General features: G+C 52.8%; 15 protein-coding genes. 5 read left to right on the top strand and 10 right to left on the bottom strand.

Annotation, left to right across the window (positions count from 1 at the left end; all coding sequences use genetic code 11):
- Positions 1 to 203: 203 nt before the first annotated feature.
- Positions 204 to 1,658, top strand: coding sequence for a cellulose synthase family protein (locus BLX24_RS02910; protein ID WP_310590767.1), 1,455 nt, complete (start codon positions 204 to 206; stop codon positions 1,656 to 1,658).
- 76 nt (positions 1,659 to 1,734) lie between these two features.
- On the opposite strand, the gene BLX24_RS02905 is transcribed toward BLX24_RS02910, so the two are convergent.
- From BLX24_RS02905 to BLX24_RS02860, 10 genes are all read right to left on the bottom strand, one after another.
- Positions 1,735 to 4,956: a beta strand repeat-containing protein gene (locus BLX24_RS02905; RefSeq protein WP_071501546.1), complete on the bottom strand. Its 3,222-nt coding sequence runs from the start codon at positions 4,954 to 4,956 to the stop codon at positions 1,735 to 1,737.
- A 223-nt stretch (positions 4,957 to 5,179) separates the two neighbouring features.
- Entirely contained in the window at positions 5,180 to 6,298 is a 1,119-nt protein-coding gene (locus tag BLX24_RS02900; RefSeq protein WP_071501545.1) for a pyridoxal phosphate-dependent aminotransferase, read from the bottom strand.
- Between the two features lie 18 nt (positions 6,299 to 6,316).
- Positions 6,317 to 7,417, bottom strand: coding sequence for a helicase C-terminal domain-containing protein (locus tag BLX24_RS02895; protein ID WP_071501544.1), 1,101 nt, complete (start codon positions 7,415 to 7,417; stop codon positions 6,317 to 6,319).
- Between the two features lie 55 nt (positions 7,418 to 7,472).
- Positions 7,473 to 8,462, bottom strand: a complete 990-nt coding sequence (locus BLX24_RS02890; RefSeq protein WP_071501543.1) for an SPFH domain-containing protein — start codon at positions 8,460 to 8,462, stop codon at positions 7,473 to 7,475.
- A 194-nt stretch (positions 8,463 to 8,656) separates the two neighbouring features.
- The gene (locus tag BLX24_RS02885) at positions 8,657 to 10,348 is read right to left on the bottom strand and encodes a sensor histidine kinase (RefSeq protein ID WP_071501542.1); all 1,692 of its coding nucleotides are present in this window, start codon (positions 10,346 to 10,348) and stop codon (positions 8,657 to 8,659) included.
- Positions 10,349 to 10,352: 4 nt separating this feature from the next.
- Positions 10,353 to 11,372, bottom strand: a complete 1,020-nt coding sequence (locus tag BLX24_RS02880; RefSeq protein WP_071501541.1) for an ATP-binding SpoIIE family protein phosphatase — start codon at positions 11,370 to 11,372, stop codon at positions 10,353 to 10,355.
- Entirely contained in the window at positions 11,365 to 11,778 is a 414-nt protein-coding gene (locus BLX24_RS02875; protein ID WP_177225759.1) for an anti-sigma regulatory factor, read from the bottom strand. Before BLX24_RS02875 ends, BLX24_RS02880 begins: the two co-directional genes overlap by 8 nt.
- A complete protein-coding gene (locus tag BLX24_RS02870; RefSeq protein ID WP_071501540.1) occupies positions 11,759 to 12,172 on the bottom strand; it encodes an STAS domain-containing protein in 414 nt (137 codons plus the stop codon). The genes BLX24_RS02875 and BLX24_RS02870 overlap by 20 nt, the downstream gene beginning before the upstream one ends.
- Positions 12,173 to 12,178: 6 nt before the next feature.
- Positions 12,179 to 13,045 (bottom strand): STAS domain-containing protein, encoded by an 867-nt coding sequence (locus tag BLX24_RS02865; RefSeq protein ID WP_071501539.1) that lies wholly within the window; start codon positions 13,043 to 13,045, stop codon positions 12,179 to 12,181.
- A gap of 264 nt (positions 13,046 to 13,309) precedes the next feature.
- Positions 13,310 to 14,935, bottom strand: a complete 1,626-nt coding sequence (locus BLX24_RS02860) for an NADP-dependent glyceraldehyde-3-phosphate dehydrogenase (protein WP_071501538.1) — start codon at positions 14,933 to 14,935, stop codon at positions 13,310 to 13,312.
- Between the two features lie 329 nt (positions 14,936 to 15,264).
- On the opposite strand from BLX24_RS02860, the gene BLX24_RS32025 reads away from it, so the two are divergent.
- The 4 genes from BLX24_RS32025 (at position 15,265) to BLX24_RS02840 (ending at position 19,785) form a co-directional block, all read left to right on the top strand.
- Complete coding sequence (locus BLX24_RS32025) at positions 15,265 to 15,492, top strand: hypothetical protein (RefSeq protein ID WP_143092547.1); 228 nt, start codon at positions 15,265 to 15,267, stop codon at positions 15,490 to 15,492.
- A gap of 476 nt (positions 15,493 to 15,968) precedes the next feature.
- Positions 15,969 to 16,376 carry a hypothetical protein gene (locus tag BLX24_RS02855; RefSeq protein ID WP_071501537.1) on the top strand — a complete coding sequence of 136 codons (408 nt, stop codon included), beginning with the start codon at positions 15,969 to 15,971 and terminating at the stop codon, positions 16,374 to 16,376.
- Between the two features lie 690 nt (positions 16,377 to 17,066).
- Positions 17,067 to 17,522: a (2Fe-2S)-binding protein gene (locus tag BLX24_RS02845; protein WP_071501535.1), complete on the top strand. Its 456-nt coding sequence runs from the start codon at positions 17,067 to 17,069 to the stop codon at positions 17,520 to 17,522.
- A 13-nt stretch (positions 17,523 to 17,535) separates the two neighbouring features.
- Positions 17,536 to 19,785, top strand: a complete 2,250-nt coding sequence (locus BLX24_RS02840; RefSeq protein WP_071501534.1) for a xanthine dehydrogenase family protein molybdopterin-binding subunit — start codon at positions 17,536 to 17,538, stop codon at positions 19,783 to 19,785.
- The last annotated feature ends 1 nt before the right edge of the window (position 19,786 follow it).

Raw genomic sequence — 19,786 nt, 5'->3', positions numbered from 1 at the left:
CGGGTAAGTATGGAGGGGAGGAAGTGAATCAAATCGTGAACTGAGGATTGGGAAAAATTATCTTTTTCGCATCTGGTTGATTCAGATCGTTCAAGTTACCGATTTCCATATATTTTTGTGTAATGGGGATGTTTATCTTGGTTTTATACGGGCTGATACTGGTTTTATTAACAGCACATAACCTTTGCCGGTTGAGCCTGGTAATGGCTTACTTACGGTATCGGCCCAGACAAAAGGCAAATGCCCTTCCGGCAGCCGTTCCGGACAAGGATGATTTGCCGTTGATCACCGTTCAACTGCCGGTTTACAACGAACTGTATGTTTCGGCGCGTTTGATTGAGGCGATTGCAGAGCTGGAATACCCCGCCTCCCGTCTGGAAATTCAGGTACTGGACGATTCTACCGATGAAACGGTCGATATAATCGCGCAGCGGGTGGCTTTTTTTCAGCAGCAGGGGATTAATATTCAACACATCCGGCGGCCACACCGCACTGGGTATAAAGCCGGTGCTCTTTCTTACGGATTAACCCTGGCCAGGGGCGAATTCATTGCTATTTTTGATGCCGATTTCGTCCCCGCTCCTGATTTTTTACTGCGGACGGTCCCCAATCTGACCGATCCGCAGGTTGGTTTTGTGCAAACCCGATGGGAGCATCTCAACAAGCACTATTCCCTGTTGACCCGTTTGCAGAGTTTCGGGCTGGATGCTCATTTTACCATTGAACAAAGTGGCCGGTATGTTGGTGATTACTTTGCCAATTTTAACGGAACAGCAGGCATATGGCGAAAAACAGCCATTGAACAGGCCGGTGGGTGGCAGTCGAATACGCTGACTGAAGATCTGGATTTAAGCTATCGGGCACAGTTAAAAGGATGGAAGTTTAATTACCGTGAAGATATCGGTGCCCCCGCTGAGCTGCCGGTTGAAATGACAGCCCTGAAGTCTCAGCAATATCGCTGGCTGAAGGGGTCCGCTGAATGTGCCCGTAAACTGACAGGGGCTGTGATCAGGCAGCATGGCCTGACGATCAGTGCCAAAGTGCATGCACTTATGCATTTATTCAGTAATCAGATTGTTTTCCTTGTCTTCCTGTTAGGTGTGTTAAGTGTGCCTGTGTTGTATATCCGAAAGCATATACCCTGGGATATTACCGTTTTTGAAATCAGTTTTTTTGTGCTGAATCTGATTACGTTAAGTACATTCTACGCAATACCAGCCTTTATACTGAACTATAGAAAGAAGCCGTTGATGATCTGGCACTTTTTTATGTTTTCAACGCTGATGATGGGTTTATCACTACACAATTCAGTTGCGGTCATCGAAGGATATCTTAACCGGAAGAGCCCGTTTGTCCGCACACCGAAGTTTAATCTGAATCATAAAGGAGGGCGTTGGGAGGCCAACAAGTACATTGTTCCGGAATTATCGTGGCTGACTGTGATGGAAGGCTTGTTGGGGTTGTACTATGTCGGTGGATTGTCGCTGGCCTACCGACTGGATGAGTACCGGCTGGCACCGCTACACCTGATGATGGTTACAGGGTTCGGGTATGTATTTCTTTTGAGTATATCACATACATTTGCGGCTCTTCGGGCAAAACACAGACAACCAGACACGGAAGTACCAGACGTTATCGTTCAGGATGTTCGTGCGTGATTGGCCGTCTATAAGGAAAAACAAACAAAGCGGCAGTCCGATTCGGACTGCCGCTTTGTTTGTAAAAAAAGAAAGATTACGGGCACTTTGTCCCGCTGACAGTGATTGTCTGTGTCACAGGAGTCCCCAAACCACAATCACCTGTTACATTGGCGGTCAATGTGTAGACACCTGGCTCTGTCACCCGAAATCCGTTTAAGGTATAGGTGCCGGCTTTCCGGTATACGTTACTGAACACATAGCCATTCGGGCCGGTAAAGGTAAATACCGTTCCGCTCACCTGTCCATTCAGTTCAACCGCACAGTTCGGGCTCCCCAGCGTAGCATTGACGGATACGTTTTGTATCGTGGCACTGGTTGCTGACCCCGCTACCTGTAGCGCAACAGATGCTGTTTTAACGCAGTTTGTCACGTTATCGGTGACCGCAAAATAGAGCAGATTCAGGCCGCTGTTCAACCCTGACGCCGTAAAGGTATTCGATCCGGCGTCATACGTACCTGCCGGCTGTGTCAGCGCGGCATCTTTGTACCAGGTTGTGGCTACCGAGAAACTATTACTGCCACCCACCTGCAGGACAGTTGAACTGGCATTGCCGCAATTCGAACTGATCGGGGCAATGATCAGGTCATTGTTTGTGATGTTGGGAATGGCATTCGCCTGGAGGTATGAAATTACCCCGTCATTGGTGATACCTGTATTGCTATGAGGCTTCGAGGTATTCACGATCATAATTCCCTGATTAGTCATCCCGCCGACATTGCTGAGGTTATCGTACAGTGTCAGCGCAGCGCAGGCGCTGTTGGAGAATGTAGCACCCGGTTCGTTATAAAAACCAAGTGTGGCGGGTGTGCCGGTCGAAATGCTCAGGCTGGCCTTGTTAATAAACACGCCGGTGCCGCCGAAACCTTTCGCATTTTCAAAATTTACCTCTGTGGCCCGGTCAACACTGATGCTGCCGTTCAGGTTATTAAAGGTCCCTTCGTTCCAGAAGCCCCATGAACCGCTGCTGCTGTTGCTCCCGACTTTAATAGTGCCTGAGTTTGTAAATGTATTGCCTTGATTACGGAGGCCGGTAATCGTAACGTTGTCGACTGTCAGATCACTGTTGTTGGTAAACTGCCCCTGATTCCAGAGACCCCATTGACCGGTACCCGCGGTTGCACCAATGGCAACTTTACCACTATTGGTGAAATTGCCGCCACTTTCATTCCGGAGTCCGGTAATGCCGGCGCGGTTAATTCTGATCTCACCTCCGCTGTTATTGCTGAAGGATGCGACATTATACAGGCCCCAGTCACCAAGGGTGCTTGAGGTTCCCATGGTAATCAGGCCGGTATTGGTGAACGTGCCCGAAGCGTTATACAGACCATGTACACTGTAGGTGTTCGGCGTGATATGATCAATCGTTATCGAGCCGCTATTCGTAAACGTACTATAATTGTAGAGGCCTGTCTGCCCGCCACTGTAAGAGCGGCCGATGGTGATAATACCGTCATTGGTGAGCGAGCTGCCATAGTATGAAAATAAACCCCAGGAATTACTGCCGCTTATATGGTCAATGGTAATGGTTCCGCTCACCTGATTGGAAAGGGTAGCGGAACTCTGTAGACCGTAAACGCCTCCGCTACCGTTTTTCCCGATATCGATCAAACCGGCGTTAGTGAACAGCGACGAGCTATGTATGCCACCTCGCGTACAGTTATCAATCTGCAGGACCGCGCCAGTACCATTGACCACGGTAGATGAGCTCAGGAAACTGGGGGCATAGCTTCCTCCAGCCGTCGCACTGATACCAATGGTAATGGTTCCGCTGTTTGTCAGGGTATTCTGGGAGTGATGAATGGCAGAGGTATTAACCCGCTCAACAGCGATAAGGCCCGTAGATTGATTAGTAAAGTTACCTTTGTTTGTTATACCGGGAGAGTAAAATGATTGGGTACTGGTCGTGCCGATTTTTATACTTCCGGCATTGGTAAACGTTGTAGGGCTTTCATTCTGAAGGCCTACACTGGCGTTATCGATTAATAGTTCAGCACCGCCGGTGTTTGTAAAGGTGACGATCGGCGTTGCTGAGTAAGACGTATTCAGTAGCCCGACACTCGTGAGTGGGCCGGTCTGACCGATGTGAATTTTTCCGGCATTCGTACATGACATAGGCCCCGGGCCTTGCGCTTCATTCTGAAGACCTGTAGAGACACGGTCAATCTTAATTTCAGCAAGGCTTGTATTTTGAAACGTTAAACTCCCGCTCGCTCTGGCTATATTATGAATACCCGGGGCGGAGTTTATTACATTGGCCTGACCGACATGAATCGTTCCGCTATTCGTAAATGAAGCAGTAGCGTTACCGGTGTTTTCGTTGTAAATGCCTGTATTCGAACGATCAGCTCTAATGTCAGCACCGGATGTATTGATGAAGGTAACCGCATAGCTGCCGCTGCTCAAATTGTGTATCCCCGGGCCGTTTACCGTCGCCTGTTGACCAATCTGAATACTACCGGCATTGGTAAACGAAACCGGGCCGGTATCAATCAGGTTAAAAATAGCTGTTGATGTCCGGTCAATCTTAATAACACCGGTAGCCTGATTATTAAACGTACTGAAGTTATAAATCCCCGGCCCCGAACTGTTGGTGGTTTGGCCGATGGCAATTGTTCCGGAATTGACAAATGAACTGCCAGCCCGGTTGTTAATGTTACAACTACTTGCCCGATCAATTTTAAGTTCACCGCCGGCATTATTCCGGATCGCAACCTCATTATAAATTGCGGCAGCACCTAATGAGGCAGTTCCACCTAAATAAAACTTACCGGAATTGGTCACGCTTGCCGTTGATAATACAGAGATACGGTTCCAGAAACCTATCAGATTGGTATTGTCAATCTGTACTTCGCCGGTACCGTTGATGGTAAACGCACCGTCGTTAACGATACCATATGTTTTCGAAACACTACTGCTTATACTTAATAAGCCGCTGGTGTTAACCGTACCAAGATTCTGAAAAGCAGCCGTATAGATGGGGTCAGAAATAACTTTAGAACCCACAACTGATAAACTGCCCCCATTGCTGATTGAGAGCGAAGCACCCAACTGAACTTCAACATACTTCGCCAGGGCCGTGACACCGGATTCAATAACGGGAGTGGCCGTTCCCGCCGGAATTACGACTTCATCAGAAGCGGTTGGTACGCCGTTCGGACTCCAGTTACCCGCCGTGTTCCAGCTGCCTGATCCGGAACTGATCCAGGTTTTCTGTGCCAGAAGAGGCGTTATACTCAGGGGTAAAAGCAAAAGCATAACCCACAGAAGGCGACTGGAACTAGTCCATCGCCAATTAGTAGAAGATGTTAGCATAGTGAAAATAAAGAGTTGTTTAGCAGGTGTAAACCTGTCGCTTAATGGAGTTGCTAAGTTTCTTTTTTTTATGAATGAATGCAAGAATGGAATAGATTATATATTATTTATGATGTTATGCTTATTTGTAGTTATAATATTATCATATTGGTAACTAAGAGAAAGGTCACCGGCAGGCCAGCAGACACGCCCTGATATTGGCCAGTCCCTGCCGCAGTTCATCGGCCGTCGGGTATCCGAAACCGATACGCATATACGCGTCGGGAAGCTCGAACCAGTGCCCGGCCCCAACCATGGTCTGGTACTGGTGGTAAAGGGTATGGTAAAACGCATCGGTATCGATAGTCAGGTCTGGATTGATCCGGGCAAAGCCGACCACGCCGGCCTGCGGCGGGTTCCAGCGGATGAGGTCGGCGTTGGCCGCAAACCAGTCGCTGATGATGGCATAGTTCTGCCGGATGTGGGCATGAACGGGCGGGAGCAATTCGGCCTTCCGCCGCAGCAGGTGTTCGGCAATCGCTTCGTCCAGGATGGAGTTGCAGATAACAATCTGCTCTTTGGCCGCCAGAAAACGGGTCATCAGGACTGCATCGCGGCAAACGATCCAGCCCATGCGGATGCCGGGTACCCCGAACGCCTTCGATAAGGAACAAACGGAAATTACATGCGGGGCGTTGGCCGCCATGTAGGGCTGCAACGGGGTCTGAAAGTTCAGGTCGCGGTAGGTTTCGTCGACCAGCAGGTGGCAATTGTGCTGGCGGGCCAGCTCCGTCAGGGCATCCAGCGTTTCAGCCGTATACAACTGCCCCGTCGGGTTGTGCGGATTCGTGATGCTGATAAGCCGGGTATCGGGCCGGATTGCCTGCCGGATGGCGGCGACATCAATCTGAAATCCGGCTTCGAACGACAGGTCTATGATGGTGGTGGGGCAGCCGATAGCACGCGGCGTTTCGAGGTTGGTGCTGTAGTTGGGCCGGATCACAATCAGGTGATCCTCCGCGCTGAGCAGGGTGGTGGCGATGATAAACAGGGCCGTAGCCGCCCCTGTGCAGACGAGCACATCCCGGCCAGTCAGGCCCGGACTGTCGGCCACGATAAGGTCGCAAAGTTCCGGTTTCCCACGGTGATGCGCATACGCCAGCACCAGATCGTTCAGGGTTCCGTCCGGCAGCACCTCGCCGAGGGTCCGGTCATGGACCGAGCTTTCGGCCAGATTATACCGGATGGTGTCATAGCCCGTTTCTTCGGGCGATTCGGCCTCAATAGGCATTCGTTCGTAGCGCATACCGGACGGAGCAGTTGGTTATTTGTGTTTAGATAGCCAGACAAAGAACAGGACCAGCAGAAGGAAGCCCGCGACCAGCATCGCTATTTTCCAGAACGATTTAGGGCGTTCGCCGGCTACCTGCCCGGTTTGTCCGTTGATCATGAAACGGTAAAGCTTCCCGTTATACATGTAGGCGCAGATCCAGAGCGGCAACAGCAAATGTTTAAACGTCTGATTGCTCAGCTGCGTATCGACCTGCAAACCGCGCTGGGTATCACCACCCAGCTGTTGTAAGCAGGCATTCTCTTCACGGTAGCGGATCTGTTCTTCAGCTTTGCGGGCGCTTTCGGCCAGATCGATGCTGTAAACCTCGGCTTCCCATCCAAGCAGGAAACGCGGATCATAGTCTACCACGCCGTTCATGTCGTAATGGCTTACGTCCTGGACGGTACTTTCCTGCTTCGACAACTGGCGGGAGGCCATCATCAGCAGATCGTCGTAAAACTGCGAATGACTACCCGAGCGGTATTCCCAGCGTGTACGCTGTTCCTGACGGGTAATCATATTGCCGTTCTGATCGCGGTCCTGTACCTGCACGTAGTAATGAAAACCAGCCTCACCCGTCCAGTTGGAATACGCCCGGGCATCGAACGTCCAGTACGGGATGTAAATACCGTGGAGCTGGTCGAGCATCGCCCCGGCTTTCAGGTCAGAGGGCGCCAGCCAGTTATTGCCGACCCAGCTTTTGAAGCGTTCGGTGGCGGCGGCCTTCGACATCCGGAACGGGAGCACCCCTGCGGGTTCAATGACGCGGGTTTTCTGCGCGTCGGGGTTTACGTTTTTCGACCCGCAGAAGGCGCAGGTGATGGTCGGGGTTTCGAGGTTGATCTGCGTATGGGCCCCGCAGTTCTGGCAGGTAAACAGGTGTTTTTCCTCCGTCGGGGCATTCGGCAGCTGCTGGTTCTCGATCCGGAACGTAAGCGGATTTTCCTGAAGGTTTTTCTGCGTGAACGGAATCTCTTCGGTACTGCCGCAGTAGCCGCATTTCAGTTTCTGGGCATCGGCCGAAAACGTGAGCTGGGCACCGCATGTCTTACAGGGGGCTTTGATAAAAGCCGCATCAGGCACTGGGTTCATGAGCATGGTCAGGGTGCCGGACTAGCCTCAGGGGCCTTTCCGACACCGGATAGACTTAGAGACGGGCTAATAATTCAGCTTTTTTGGCAGCAAATTCTTCTTCGGTAAGAATACCGGCGGCCTTGAGTTCGCCAAGTTGCTTGAGCAGGCCGAGCACCTCGCCTTTATCTTCTTTCGGCGCTGACTGCGGTTGTGGTGCATTGCTGGCGGCAGCATTGTTCATGAAGTTGCCAAGGCCACCCATCAGGATGGCGGTACCGGCGGCGCCACCGCTTTCGGCCGCATCTTCAATGGCCATGCCGGCCTGAAACTGCTGAAACCGGGCCATGTCGCCGACCATGTTCATCTGCGTGGTTTTGTCGAGGAACGCTTCAACTTCCGGTGGCAGGCTGGTGTTTTCGATGTAGAATTTAGTGAGTTCAAGCCCGTATGGCGAGAAATCACTCTGTAGCATCGGCAACAGCTTATCCCCCAGTTCACGGTAATTGCGGGCCATGTCGTATACCGACACGCTGGCTTCGGCAACCGAATCCGAGAAGTTGGTGATAATCGCCGACCGCAGCTGATCCTCCACGTCGCCGATCCGGACGACCGGGTTGGTGCCCGAAAACTCTTTGATGAACTTCCCTCCGTCGACCACCCGCAGCGCAAATACACCAAAGGCCCGCACCCGTACCTGTTTCAATTCCGGGTCGCGGATGATGATCGGATTCTGGGTACCCCATTTCAGATTGGTAAACTGACGGGTAGATACGAAATAGACATCGGCCTTAAACGGCGATTCGAAGCCCATTTTCCAGGACCGCAGGGTCGTCATGACCGGCATGTTCTGCGTCGTCAGCTGGTAACGGCCGGGAGGGTAGATATCGGCAATCTGCCCCTCGTTCATAAACACCGCCATCTGCGATTCCCGCACGGTGAGCTGGGCGCCGTATTTGATGTTATTGCCTTTGTCCGGAAATTTCCAGATTACGGTATCCGTTGAGTTATCTACCCAGTCAATTACTTCGATGAACTCGTTCTTGATGAAATCAAAAAGTCCCATGTTTCGTCGCGGTTATATTTATATGCGCAATATACACGTAGAGACGCAACATCTTGCGTCTCCTTTATTATAGGTAAAATTTTACCCCTGACCGGATAACAGGCAGTACATACGGTAGAGACGCAACGTCTTGCGTCTCCTTTATCATAGGTAAAAATTCAGGACTGACCGGAGTGCCGACAGAGCAAACGGGGTTAAGCGGTTAACTGGAATGAAGCAGGGAAACAGGCCGTAAACGTAGCGCCCTGGCCGGGCTGGCTGCGGGCCGTGATGGTGCCGCCGTGCAGCTCGACAACTTTTTTACAGATGGCCAGTCCCATGCCCGTACCGGCATACTGGTTGGCCCCGTGCAGCCGCTGGAATAGCTGGAAAATCCGCTCGAGATACTGCTCGTCGAAGCCGATACCGTTGTCGCTGAAGTCGATGGCAAACCACTGCCCCGGCGTATGGTCGGCCGCTAGCTGATCCCGCTCAGGGTCAGCGGGGCGGGACTTTATATGGATCACAGGGGGCTTATCCTTACCCGCAAACTTCAGCGCATTGGCAATCAGATTCTGAAACAGCTGACCGAGCTGAACCGGATGGCCGAAAACAACCGGTAAGGTACCGACCTCAAACGTTGTTTCGCTGAACCGGGGCATCATTTCCAGATCATCCAGCACCGAATGCACCAGTTTGTTGAGATCAATGCGTTTAAAATCATGCTGTTTAGGCGTCAGCCGCGAGTAGGTCAGCAGGTCCTGAATCAGGTTCTGCATCCGCCGGGCGGCAGCCTGCATCCGCCGGACTACGTCCACGCCGTATTCATCGAGGGCAGGGGCATACTGGGTCATCAGCACATCCCCGAACGTCTGTACTTTGCGCAAGGGCTCCTGAAGGTCGTGCGAGGCCACGTAGGCGAAATGCATCAGGTCATCATTGCTCCGGTGCAGGTCGCGGATCGTTTGTTCGAGCTGCAACTGGTATTGTTCGAGCTGCTGCCGGGCAGCCTGCAGTTCTTCATTATCGCGCAGGGTTTGTTCAACAATTTTCTGGGCGTGAATATCGACCAGAAAGCCCGTCCAGTGCCAGATCACGTTGGTGGCGTCGACCAGCGGAGTCAGTGAGGCCAGATGCCAGATATACTTACCGGTTTCGGCATTGCCGATCCGGATCTCCATCCGGAACGGTTTGCCCGAAAACGAATGATTGACCCATTGGTTCCAGAAAACCGGATAGTCTTCCCGGTGAAAAATGCCTTCCCAGCGATTTTCATTCAGTTCGGGTAACGTTTTGCCGGTAAAATCGATCAGCCAGCGGTTGGCATACAGCAGTTCGCCTTTCGGATTAAACGAAAAAATCATCATCGGCAGCGAATCGGTCAGGGTGCGGTACTGATTTTCGCTGACCCGCAGCCGGTCGGCCATTTCCTGGAGCTGAATATTCTTGCGCTTGATTTCATCGTACGGTGAGAGGGGCGGGTCGTCATGAAAAGCGCTCATCCAGATTTTCAGGGTACTGGTACTGACCGGCAAGGAGGCCGGGAGCTTATAATACAGGGAGATGTCGGTTCCCTTGCCGGTTTCGGTAACCTGTAATTTGCTGACCAGCCGCCGGGCATACTTTACGGCTTCTGCCTGCGTGCTGAGCCCGGTCGGCTGCCCGGCAAAGCCGGAGATGCAGGCGACCAGATACCAGATTTGCCCTGAACTCCGGTCGGCAGCCAGGGTCAGGGCCGTTCCATGGCCAAGATCAATGGCCATGCGGGCAATTTCAGAAACGGCGGTGGCAAACGTTGTTTGTGCCGACAGCGACAAGCCGGACAGTTCCGCGAGTTTCATGGTTCGCTTGTGCGCCAGAATCAGGTCTAACTCGTTGTCAAGAGCAACTGACGTAATTGGGTGCATGCGGTTATGGGGTTTGTACGATGAGTACCGAAGCGTCATCGGTTTTACGCGAAAAATCCTTATACAGGGCAGCTGCCAGCACGGCCGGGTCATGCTGCCGGATGGCTACGAGCCGGCTCGTTTCCCAACGGGACCGTAACCCGTCGGATGCCATAATCAGGGTCTGCCCACGCTGGTAAGGAGCTACCTGCTCATTCATTGTCCGGGGCAGATTTCCGCCCAGAATGCCGTTATACGACATAAACGTCTTAGGCAGATCCAGCAGGTTCGGGCCAGACAGCCGGCTGGTAATATTACCGATGCCGCACAGTTTCCAGTTACCGGCCAGGGGATCAAGGATGCCAACCGTACCGACAAGTCCCCGTGTTTTCAGGACCGCCTGGTGAATTTCGCGCAGTATCAAAACCGGATCCTGGCTGCTGGAAGCCTGAAACGTTTTGATAGCCAGCTGAGTGGCAGCATCGGCTTCCGGGCCATGCCCCAATCCGTCGGCCAGAAATACATGCAGGGTACGGGCCACATACTTGACAGCGAACCCATCACCACAAACCTTTTCGCCTGCCTTTGGGAGCAGCAGGGAGCCGATACGGGTCGGGTTAGCCTGCGGTGCACGAAAGTTGGGCAGATGAATCCGGCAGACGACGATTGTTCCCCAGTTTGGCAGGGTATACAGATCAAAAAAGTCAGAAAGCCGCCGGATAGATCCCAGCCCGTGACCAAGGGTATTCGTTGTGGAAATACCGTCTTCCATCATTCGGGCCGGATTGCTCATTCCGGGACCGTTATCAATACTGATCAGTTCGATGCCGTGAAAGGTGGTCTCGCCCAGCGGACGGACCAGTATTTCGCCGCCACCGGCATGTTTGATAAGATTAGACGTCAGCTCGGCGATAATCAGGTCAATTTCGGCCAGGCGCTGCCCGCTAAAGCCGGTCTGTACGGCCAGCTGGTGAATTTCACGTTTCAGAAAAGACAGATAACTGCGATCGGATGCGTTAAATGCGTGTTGAATTGACTTATCCATTTTTCCATTTAACAATGGTGACGGTTGTGCCAACTCCCACTGTACTTTTAATATCAAATTCGCTGACAAGCCGTTTGGTCCCCGGCAAGCCTAATCCCAGACTGCGGCCGGTTGAATAGCCATCCTGCATCGCCAGTTTAATATCCGGTATACCCGGCCCCTGGTCTTTGAAGGTCAGGCGGATGCCGTTTTCGCGGCCCCGGGTAATGACTTCGATCAGCACTTCGCCGCCGCTGGCATACCGGAGCATGTTTCTGACCAGTTCACTCGCCGCCGTGATGAGCTTGGTTTGGTTAACCACCCCCATCCCGATCCGGACCGCAAACTCCTTGACGCGGTTGCGGAACAGAATAACATCCTGTTCGCGCTGTATCTGAAACGCATCTTTATTCAGGACTACCAGCATCGTCGTCCTCGTTTGGCGCTTCTTCTACGCTGGCAGTCACCTGAATCCGGGATTGGAGAAGCTGCATGCCTTTTTCAACATTAAGCGCCGTCTGAACGCCGGGCAGCGTCAGACCAAGTTCGATCAGGGTGATGGCTACTGCCGGTTGCATACCTACCACAACCGTATATGCATCGAGTAGCCTGGCCATACTGGCGATGTTGCCGATGATGCGCCCCATAAAGGAATCGACGATGGATACCGCCGAAATATCAATCAAAACACCCTGTGCGCCGGTTTTGCTGATAGCCTGTACCAGATCCGATTCCAGCGTCAGCGCCAGCCGGTCGTAAAGGTCTACCTGAATGGTCACCAGCAAAAAGGAGCCCATTCGTAAAATCGGAATACGTTCCATAGGCGATCAGATCAAAAACGGTTTTTGGGACTGCGTTTTCCGCACCTCCAGTTTCAGCATGCTGAAGGCTGATTTAAGCGCACTGGCCAGGGTCGCTTTGGTAATTACCTGCGACAGGTCGATACCAAGCTGCACCACGGTCTGGGCAATCTCGGGCCGGATGCCGCTGATGATGCACTCGGCACCCATCAGGCGGGTAGCGCTTACGGTTTTAATTAAGTGCTGTGCCACCAGCGAATCAACGGCTGGTACGCCCGAAATGTCCAGAATGGCGATCTCGCTCCCGGTGTCTACTATCGCCTGCAGCAGGTTTTCCATAACAACCTGCGTGCGCGCGCTGTCGAGGGTGCCAATCAGCGGCATGGCCAGAATCTGGTCCCACACACGGATGACCGGCGTTGAGATCTCGGCAATCTCGTCGGTCTGGCGCAGAATAACCTCTTCACGGCCTTTAATAAACGTTTCAAACGTGCTCGTACTTAACTCGTCGAAAAACCGGCCCAGCGAGCGGGTCATGTCGTAGAGCGCGGCTATATCCGATCCGGCCGATTCTGCCAGCATATCCAGCATGGCATTTTTCAGACTGAACAGGTAAAAACTGGTTTCACGGGGCGAAAAACCGTGCCGGGCACGTGAAATAGCGATGCCGGACAAGTATTCCAGAATCGGTTCCAGCGCGTATGGGTCGAGCGCAAGCGTCTGTTCACTGATCTGATCAACGATCAGATTGACGATGCCTTCGGATTGTTCCCGCAACTCATCATTCGAGATCAGATCATCGCGTAAGGTGTCCAGGGTTAGCTGATGTTGAATCCAGCGTTCAAGGATTTGTGGCTTTTTACTGCGCAGTAAAGCCAGCATTTGATGTTGCATAGTTTGGTAGACTTGAATGATTGAGAACGGGCAGGCCGGTAAATGAACGGCATTTACTTACTTTAACGCGCTGAAAATAGATGTTGTTTTTTTGATAAGAAAACTATATTTCAAATATCTATCAACAGGCTTATCTTGTACTATATGTTACTTTTTTGTTGGTATTTGCTTACAAATAGCAAAAGCCCCACCTGAACACCAGTTAGTTCAGGGCAGGGCTTTTATCTGAGGAGTAACTAAAACGAATAGGCTTAAATCAGGTGCCTAGAAAATAAAATTAGTCGACAGGAACTCTGATTTGTGTTCGCCGACGATTTCGTTCAGAATTTCCTTGTTGGCCGGGGTATCTTTCGTCGCTACCACCGTCCGGATGGAGAACGAGCGCAAGGCGTCTTCAACCGATAGCGTTCCCTCGGCCGAGTCTTTCCGGCCCGTGAACGGGAACGTATCCGGTCCGCGCTGACATTGTGCATTCAGGTTTACCCGGCTGACCTGGTTAACCAGCGGATCGATCAGACGGGCCAGCTGATCCGGATCGGTGCCGAACAGAGAAACCTGCTGACCGTGATCCGACGAAATGATGTAGTCGATCGGCTCGTCAATCGAGTCGAACGGGACTACCGGAATTACCGGCCCAAACTGCTCTTCGCGATAGAGCTTCATGCCTTCTGCCACCGGGTACACTACCGCCGGGAAAAACAGCGATTCGGCATAGGTGCCACCACCTTCGTTGATCACGGTCGCGCCTTTGGCTTCGGCATCGCGGATGCAATCGGTCAGGTAGGCCGGTTTCTGCGGCTCCGGCAGCGGGGTAATCTGCGAAGTTTTCTGCCACGGCATGCCCGGTTGCAGCTTGTTCACCTCTTCGGCCAGCCGCTTCAGGAACTGATCGGCAACGGAGCGGTGTACCCACACAATCTTGATCGCCGTGCAACGCTGACCGTTAAACGACAGCGTTCCGAGCATACATTCTTTCAGCGCCAGTTCAAGGTCGGCGTTCTCCAGAATGATGGCGGCATTCTTGGCATCGAGGCCCAGAACGGCTTTGAGCCGGTTTACTTTCGGGTGCATTTTCTTCAGCTGATCGGCCACACGGCTCGACCCGATCAGGGTCAGCACGTTGATTTTGCCCGACTGCATCAGCGCCGGGACCACCGTAGCCCCACGGCCGTAGATGGTGTTAACGACTCCCTTCGGGAAGCACTCGCGGAAGGCTTCGAGCATCGGGTAGTGCAGCAGGGTACCGTGTTTCGGGGGCTTAAACAGGATGGTATTGCCCATCAGAATCGCCGGAATCAGCGTGGTATAGGTCTCGTTCAGCGGATAGTTGAACGGCCCCATACACAGGACCACACCCAGCGGCGAGCGGCGGATCTGGCCGATAATGCCCTGCTCAATGCGGAAACGTGAAGAGTTACGGTCAAGGTCTTTCAGCGCCCCGATGGTATCATAAATGTATTCAACAGTACGGTCAAATTCTTTTACGGAGTCGCCCAGCGTTTTGCCGATTTCCCACATCAGCAGGTTTACAACCTGCTGTTTTCGTTCGAGCATCCGGCCCACAAAACGTTCCATGCAGGCGATGCGGTCGGCAACCGACATGGTTGGCCATTCACCCCGGCCGTTGTCGTAGGCCTTGACGGCGGCGTCGAGCGCTTCCATCGCTTCGGTCTCGCCCGTTACCGGATAACTACCGATAACCTTTCGCTTTAATCCGTCTTCCGACTGCACATAAACGGGTGAAACAACGTCGGTCGTCATACCGCCCCACTGGCGCATTTCGCCGTTGATCAGGTACTCACGCTGATCGAGGGGTTGAATGTTGTACTCAGCAGGAATGTCGCTTTCTGACTGAAAAAGCGCTGCTAACTGATTAGAAGAGGTAGACATGGTTTTGTTGTAATAGAACCAATAGAATAACACGATCAGGTCATTCTTCGTTGCAAAAGTAATATTGTCGCCAACGTAACCTATCGGTACTCTCCTGTACGGGCCAAAATAGCTAAGTAATGCTTGCGATTGGTTAAAGAACAGGTATTGGCGTCAATCCGGATCTTCCGGGAAGTGCAGAACCGCAGCGCCGGAGGTCGCCAGGCGGCTCTTTTTTCAAATATATTAATTAATGCAGATATATCATTTTTGGTTTTCGTAATATCCTGTCTGAAAAGCGTTAATGCACTTTTCAGAAAAAATGATTCCTTTACCTAACTCCGATAGCTATGATAAATTCAAGCGTAAACGTACAATTTTTCAGGCTTACCATTGCCAGCCGGAGAGGTAAACCCACGCGCTGGCAAACTAGACAAATTGATCATTACCAATGCCTACGGGCTTCCGTAACCTATAAACCCATGCACCACCACTACCCGCGTACCACCGTCGTCCTCACCGCAGCCCTGGGCCACGCCGGCTATCAACCGGCATGTGCTCACCCTGAACAACTGTAGTTTACCAACGAACGAAAGCAACACCATCCATCTGACCGACTTTTAGGCGTACTACGGCTATTCTTTTTCGCATCTTCTGCTGTCTGCTCCTGTTCGGGATCAGTCCGGCGGGGCAGGTACTGGCAGCCCATCCGGCCCGGAAAACCGGCCTGGTCATCCCCGCGACGGCAGACAACATCCGCCGGATCAGCGAAGGCGAACCGGCTCCGGCCCCGACCCTCAGCGGGCTGAGCTCGGCCCTGCTGACCAGTATCGCCGAAACCCGACTGCGGCGGGCAGAGCTGACCCGCTATCTGGCTTCGGAGGCCAGGGAGCTTCCGGATGCGCAGAAAAGGTTACGTTAATGCAATGGTTTACTCAAAGACTATTGCTGTATACTGAAACGATTGGGTTATTAACTAATGTGAAGATAAGCTTGCGTAAGTGTCTATATTTAAGATGTATTTGCAATTATCAATCAATTAGTTATCAATACAATGAGACCTGAATTTGTTCGTTCGATTACACAACTGGCCGGCTTCGTTTTTACACTCGGCCTGATGAGCGCTGCGCCGACTCAGTCAACAGAGGTGTGGGTAGCGGCTGATCCGAACACACGTTCCATCACGCGGATGGAGTTTTCCGGTAATCGCAGCCGTGTCCGGATTATGGCTGCCTGTAGCCCCACTGATTGTGACTGGGGAACCGTCAGCGTTCGTAACCTTGACCCGAAAGGGGTGAATAGCCCGGGTGAAGGACAACCATACGAACTGGTTGTCGATCAATCCATTGCCCGCCGGGAGATTCGCCTGAACGTGCAGCAGGAAATGACCTATTTCATGCGTACCGTTTATAAAGACCGCCGGCCGTCTAAAGAAAGTCAGGGAACGCTTCGCCGTCAATAAACAAGCAAGCCAATACCATGACTATAATCTTGTTTGCGGGTAGTGTGGTACTGCTGCTGCGTGTGCAATGACAATCTGTCGGGAAAGGTACGGGAACTGTCACACTATCTGCATATTAACAATGGTGTGACCGGTGTTTTTCCGGACAATAGGCTGATCATCACAAAAGGGCAACTGCCGGACGACGGTGGCTATGGCTGCTAACGTTGACATCCGTATAAAATGGCTGGTATTGACCTGAAAATTGCGCAGCGTCACTTAGCAATCAAACTGGATCAGATGCGGGAGGATAGCGGCCGGAGGCAGACAAGCGCCGGGCAGACATTTGCCGGAAGATGGATTGTGTGGGCCGTCAGTGCGGACTCTGGCAACAATACCGCCCGGATGCTGCCAGAGTCAAAAAACAATTCGAAGGCCGTTATGCCGAATATGATTTTATGGAAAAGCAGGGAGAGCTCTCTACGCGTTTTTAGACCCGGTAAATCTATGCTTATCTATCGGAAGATTATGGCCGGAATCGTCAAAAATAGGTGCCGCAGACGTCGCCGGTCACCCTTGGTTCCAGAAGCACACCGGTGAACCACACCATTGTTTGATTTTCGTAATCGCCTGTTTGAAAAGCGTTAACGCGCATTCCGCAAAAAGTAATTTCTTTACATATTCGTTTAAGACTATTCTGTTCATAAACCTATGGCGACGTTTCAGCTGAAAATCAATGGTAAAGTAAGGAAGGTGGAGGTGGACCCGTCGACGCCCGTACTCTGGGTGCTGCGTGATCACCTCAATTTGCAGGGCACAAAATATGGCTGCGGCATGGCGCAGTGTGGTGCCTGTACAATTCATGTCGATGGCATGGCCATGCGGTCGTGTAGTTATCCGGTGTCGGCGGTGGGGAAGCAGGCCATTACCACCATCGAGGGGCTCTCTGCAAACGGGGAGCATCCGGTGCAGCAGGCCTGGCTTGAGCACGATGTGGCCCAGTGCGGCTATTGCCAGGCAGGGCAGATCATGAGTGCGGCGGCCTTGCTGAAAGGCAATCCTGCGCCTTCCGACGAGGATATTGATGCGGCCATGAGCGGCAATATCTGCCGCTGCGGCACCTATCTGCGCATTAAGGACGCTATTAAATCGGCTGCGAAGAAATAAACCCGACCTGATCATGGAAACAAAAAAAAACATTAGCAGACGTTCTTTTCTGACTTCTTCGGCCCTGGCAGGTGGCGGGTTGATGCTGAGCTTTTCGTGGCTGACCGAAGCCAGAGCGGCCGGAAAAACCGAAGCCCTGAACCTGGCAAACCAGTGGACTGAGTTAACCGGCTATATCCGGATCACGCCGGATAACGTCATCAAAATCATGGTGCCCAACCCTGAGTTCGGGCAGAACGTCATGACGTCGCTGCCAATGATGGTGGCGGAAGAACTCGACGCCGACTGGAAGAATGTGGTCGTAGAAATGGCCCCCCACGATAACCTGAAATTCGGGTCGCAGTTCACGGGTGGCAGTATGTCGGTCCGGACCTACTGGAAGCCGCTGCGCAATGCCGGGGCGTCGGCGCGGCTGATGCTGTGTGAGGCTGCGGCCCAGGCATGGGGTGTACCCGTCAGCGAGATTACCACCAAAGCCGGTGTGCTGAGTCATGCCGGTGGCAAAACGGCCACCTACGGCGAGATGGCCGCGAAAGCCGCCGCCGTGCCGGTGCCGAAGAATGTGAAACTGAAAGCTCCAAAAGACTTTACCATTGTCAGCCGGTCGAAGAAGAATACGGAGGGCATTAAGGTTGTTACCGGCAAACCGCTGTTCGGTCTCGACTACCGGCAGGAAGGCATGCTGATTGCGATGGTACAGCACCCGCCGGCCTTCGGCATGAAACTGAAATCGTTCGACGCGTCTCAGGCCCTGAAAATGCCGGGCATTACCGGTGTGTTCCCGATCCGGTTATTTGACGAAGGGTACGAACGGTCGGCCTTTGATACCCGCACGTTTAACGAACTGGTGGTTGTTGTGGGCCGTACGACCTGGGAAGTGATGAACGCCCGGAAAAAACTGAAGGTACAGTGGGAGGTAACGACCGACACCAAAGAAAAGGTGAAAGGTTGGAGCGGCCCGGCGCGGGAAGAAATCGTACCGGGCGGGCTGGAAAGTACCGCCTCGCAACTGACGCAGATGCAGGAGCGGGCAAAACAGGCCGCTACCGTGCTGCGGAAAGACGGCGATCCGGAAGCGGCGTTCAAGGGTGCTGCCCATGTGATCGAACGGACATACAATGCTCCGTTTCTGGCACACAATACCATGGAGCCGATGAATTTTTTCGCCCACGTAACGCCCGAAAAAGCGTTGCTTGTCGGTCCGTTGCAGGCACCGTCCCTCATAACAGGCACACTGGCTAAAGTGCTGAATATACCGGTTGAAAAAGTGGAAATTCAGATGACGCGGATGGGTGGGGGCTTCGGTCGCCGGGCCTACGGACATTATCTGGTGGAGGCGGCGCTGATTTCGAAAAAGGTCAATGCGCCGGTAAAACTGATGTACACCCGTGAGGACGACATGACGTATGGTATTTACCGGCCGATGTACACCGCAACCTACCGCGCCGCCTTTGACGCTGACAAAAATCTGATTGGTTTCCACGTAAAAGGCGGCGGGATTCCCGAGCATCCGATTGCGGCCAACCGATTCCCGGCCGGTGCCGTTGACAACTACCTGGCCGAGGGCTGGGAAATTCCGTCGAACATCACCATCGGGGCTTTCCGGGCGCCGCGATCAAACTTTAACGCCGCTGCCGAGCAGTCGTTTCTGGACGAACTGGCTGAGTATATGGGCAAAGACCCGATCAGCTTCCGCCTTGATCTGCTGAAGCGGGCTAAGGCAAATCCGGTTGGCAAAAACAACGAATACGATGCTGACCGATATGCTGGTGTGCTCGAACTGGTGCGGGATAAATCCGGCTGGGGAAGCCCCGCACAGGCAGGTAAACACCGCGGCGTAGCGGCCTATTTCTGTCATAACTCCTATGCAGCCCATGTGGTGGATATGGTCGTGCGGAACGGCGAACCGTATGTGGAGCAGGTGACGAGTGCCATTGACTGCGGCATTGTGGTGAACCCAGATGCGGCGCAGAACATGGTACAGGGAGCGGTCGTCGATGGGATCGGCAACGCGTTGTACGGGGCACTGACCCACAAGGACGGCGCGGCCGAACAAACTAATTTTCATAACTACCGGATGATCCGCCACAACGAGGCCCCGAAGACCATCGACGTTCATTTCGTACAGAACGAAATTGACCCGACGGGGCTGGGCGAACCGCCGTTCCCGCCGGTGTTCGGAGCGGTGGCAAATGCCTTGTACAAATCGACCGGCAAACGGCATTATAATCAGCCGTTCCGGCCGGAAGGGGTAAAAATATAAG

The organism is Arsenicibacter rosenii, assembly GCF_001870735.1.
GTDB classification, from domain to species: domain Bacteria; phylum Bacteroidota; class Bacteroidia; order Cytophagales; family Spirosomataceae; genus Arsenicibacter; species Arsenicibacter rosenii.
Note: the sequence above shows the minus strand (reverse complement) of the source record. Positions and strands in the feature narration are given on the sequence as shown.

Bases quoted from the DNA above. Each gene is read 5' to 3' on its own strand.
- BLX24_RS02885 (WP_071501542.1), bottom strand. From the start codon at position 10,348: ATGCACCCAATTACGTCAGTTGCTCTTGACAACGAGTTAGACCTGATT.
- BLX24_RS02845 (WP_071501535.1), top strand. From the start codon at position 17,067: ATGGCGACGTTTCAGCTGAAAATCAATGGTAAAGTAAGGAAGGTGGAG.
- BLX24_RS02890 (WP_071501543.1), bottom strand. From the start codon at position 8,462: ATGGGACTTTTTGATTTCATCAAGAACGAGTTCATCGAAGTAATTGAC.
- BLX24_RS02875 (WP_177225759.1), bottom strand. From the start codon at position 11,778: ATGCTGGTAGTCCTGAATAAAGATGCGTTTCAGATACAGCGCGAACAG.
- BLX24_RS02870 (WP_071501540.1), bottom strand. From the start codon at position 12,172: ATGGAACGTATTCCGATTTTACGAATGGGCTCCTTTTTGCTGGTGACC.
- BLX24_RS02905 (WP_071501546.1), bottom strand. From the start codon at position 4,956: ATGCTTTTGCTTTTACCCCTGAGTATAACGCCTCTTCTGGCACAGAAA.
- BLX24_RS02900 (WP_071501545.1), bottom strand. From the start codon at position 6,298: ATGCGCTACGAACGAATGCCTATTGAGGCCGAATCGCCCGAAGAAACG.
- BLX24_RS02880 (WP_071501541.1), bottom strand. From the start codon at position 11,372: ATGGATAAGTCAATTCAACACGCATTTAACGCATCCGATCGCAGTTAT.
- BLX24_RS02895 (WP_071501544.1), bottom strand. From the start codon at position 7,417: ATGAACCCAGTGCCTGATGCGGCTTTTATCAAAGCCCCCTGTAAGACA.
- BLX24_RS02910 (WP_310590767.1), top strand. From the start codon at position 204: ATGGCTTACTTACGGTATCGGCCCAGACAAAAGGCAAATGCCCTTCCG.
- BLX24_RS02840 (WP_071501534.1), top strand. From the start codon at position 17,536: ATGGAAACAAAAAAAAACATTAGCAGACGTTCTTTTCTGACTTCTTCG.
- BLX24_RS02860 (WP_071501538.1), bottom strand. From the start codon at position 14,935: ATGTCTACCTCTTCTAATCAGTTAGCAGCGCTTTTTCAGTCAGAAAGC.
- BLX24_RS32025 (WP_143092547.1), top strand. From the start codon at position 15,265: ATGATAAATTCAAGCGTAAACGTACAATTTTTCAGGCTTACCATTGCC.
- BLX24_RS02855 (WP_071501537.1), top strand. From the start codon at position 15,969: ATGAGACCTGAATTTGTTCGTTCGATTACACAACTGGCCGGCTTCGTT.
- BLX24_RS02865 (WP_071501539.1), bottom strand. From the start codon at position 13,045: ATGCAACATCAAATGCTGGCTTTACTGCGCAGTAAAAAGCCACAAATC.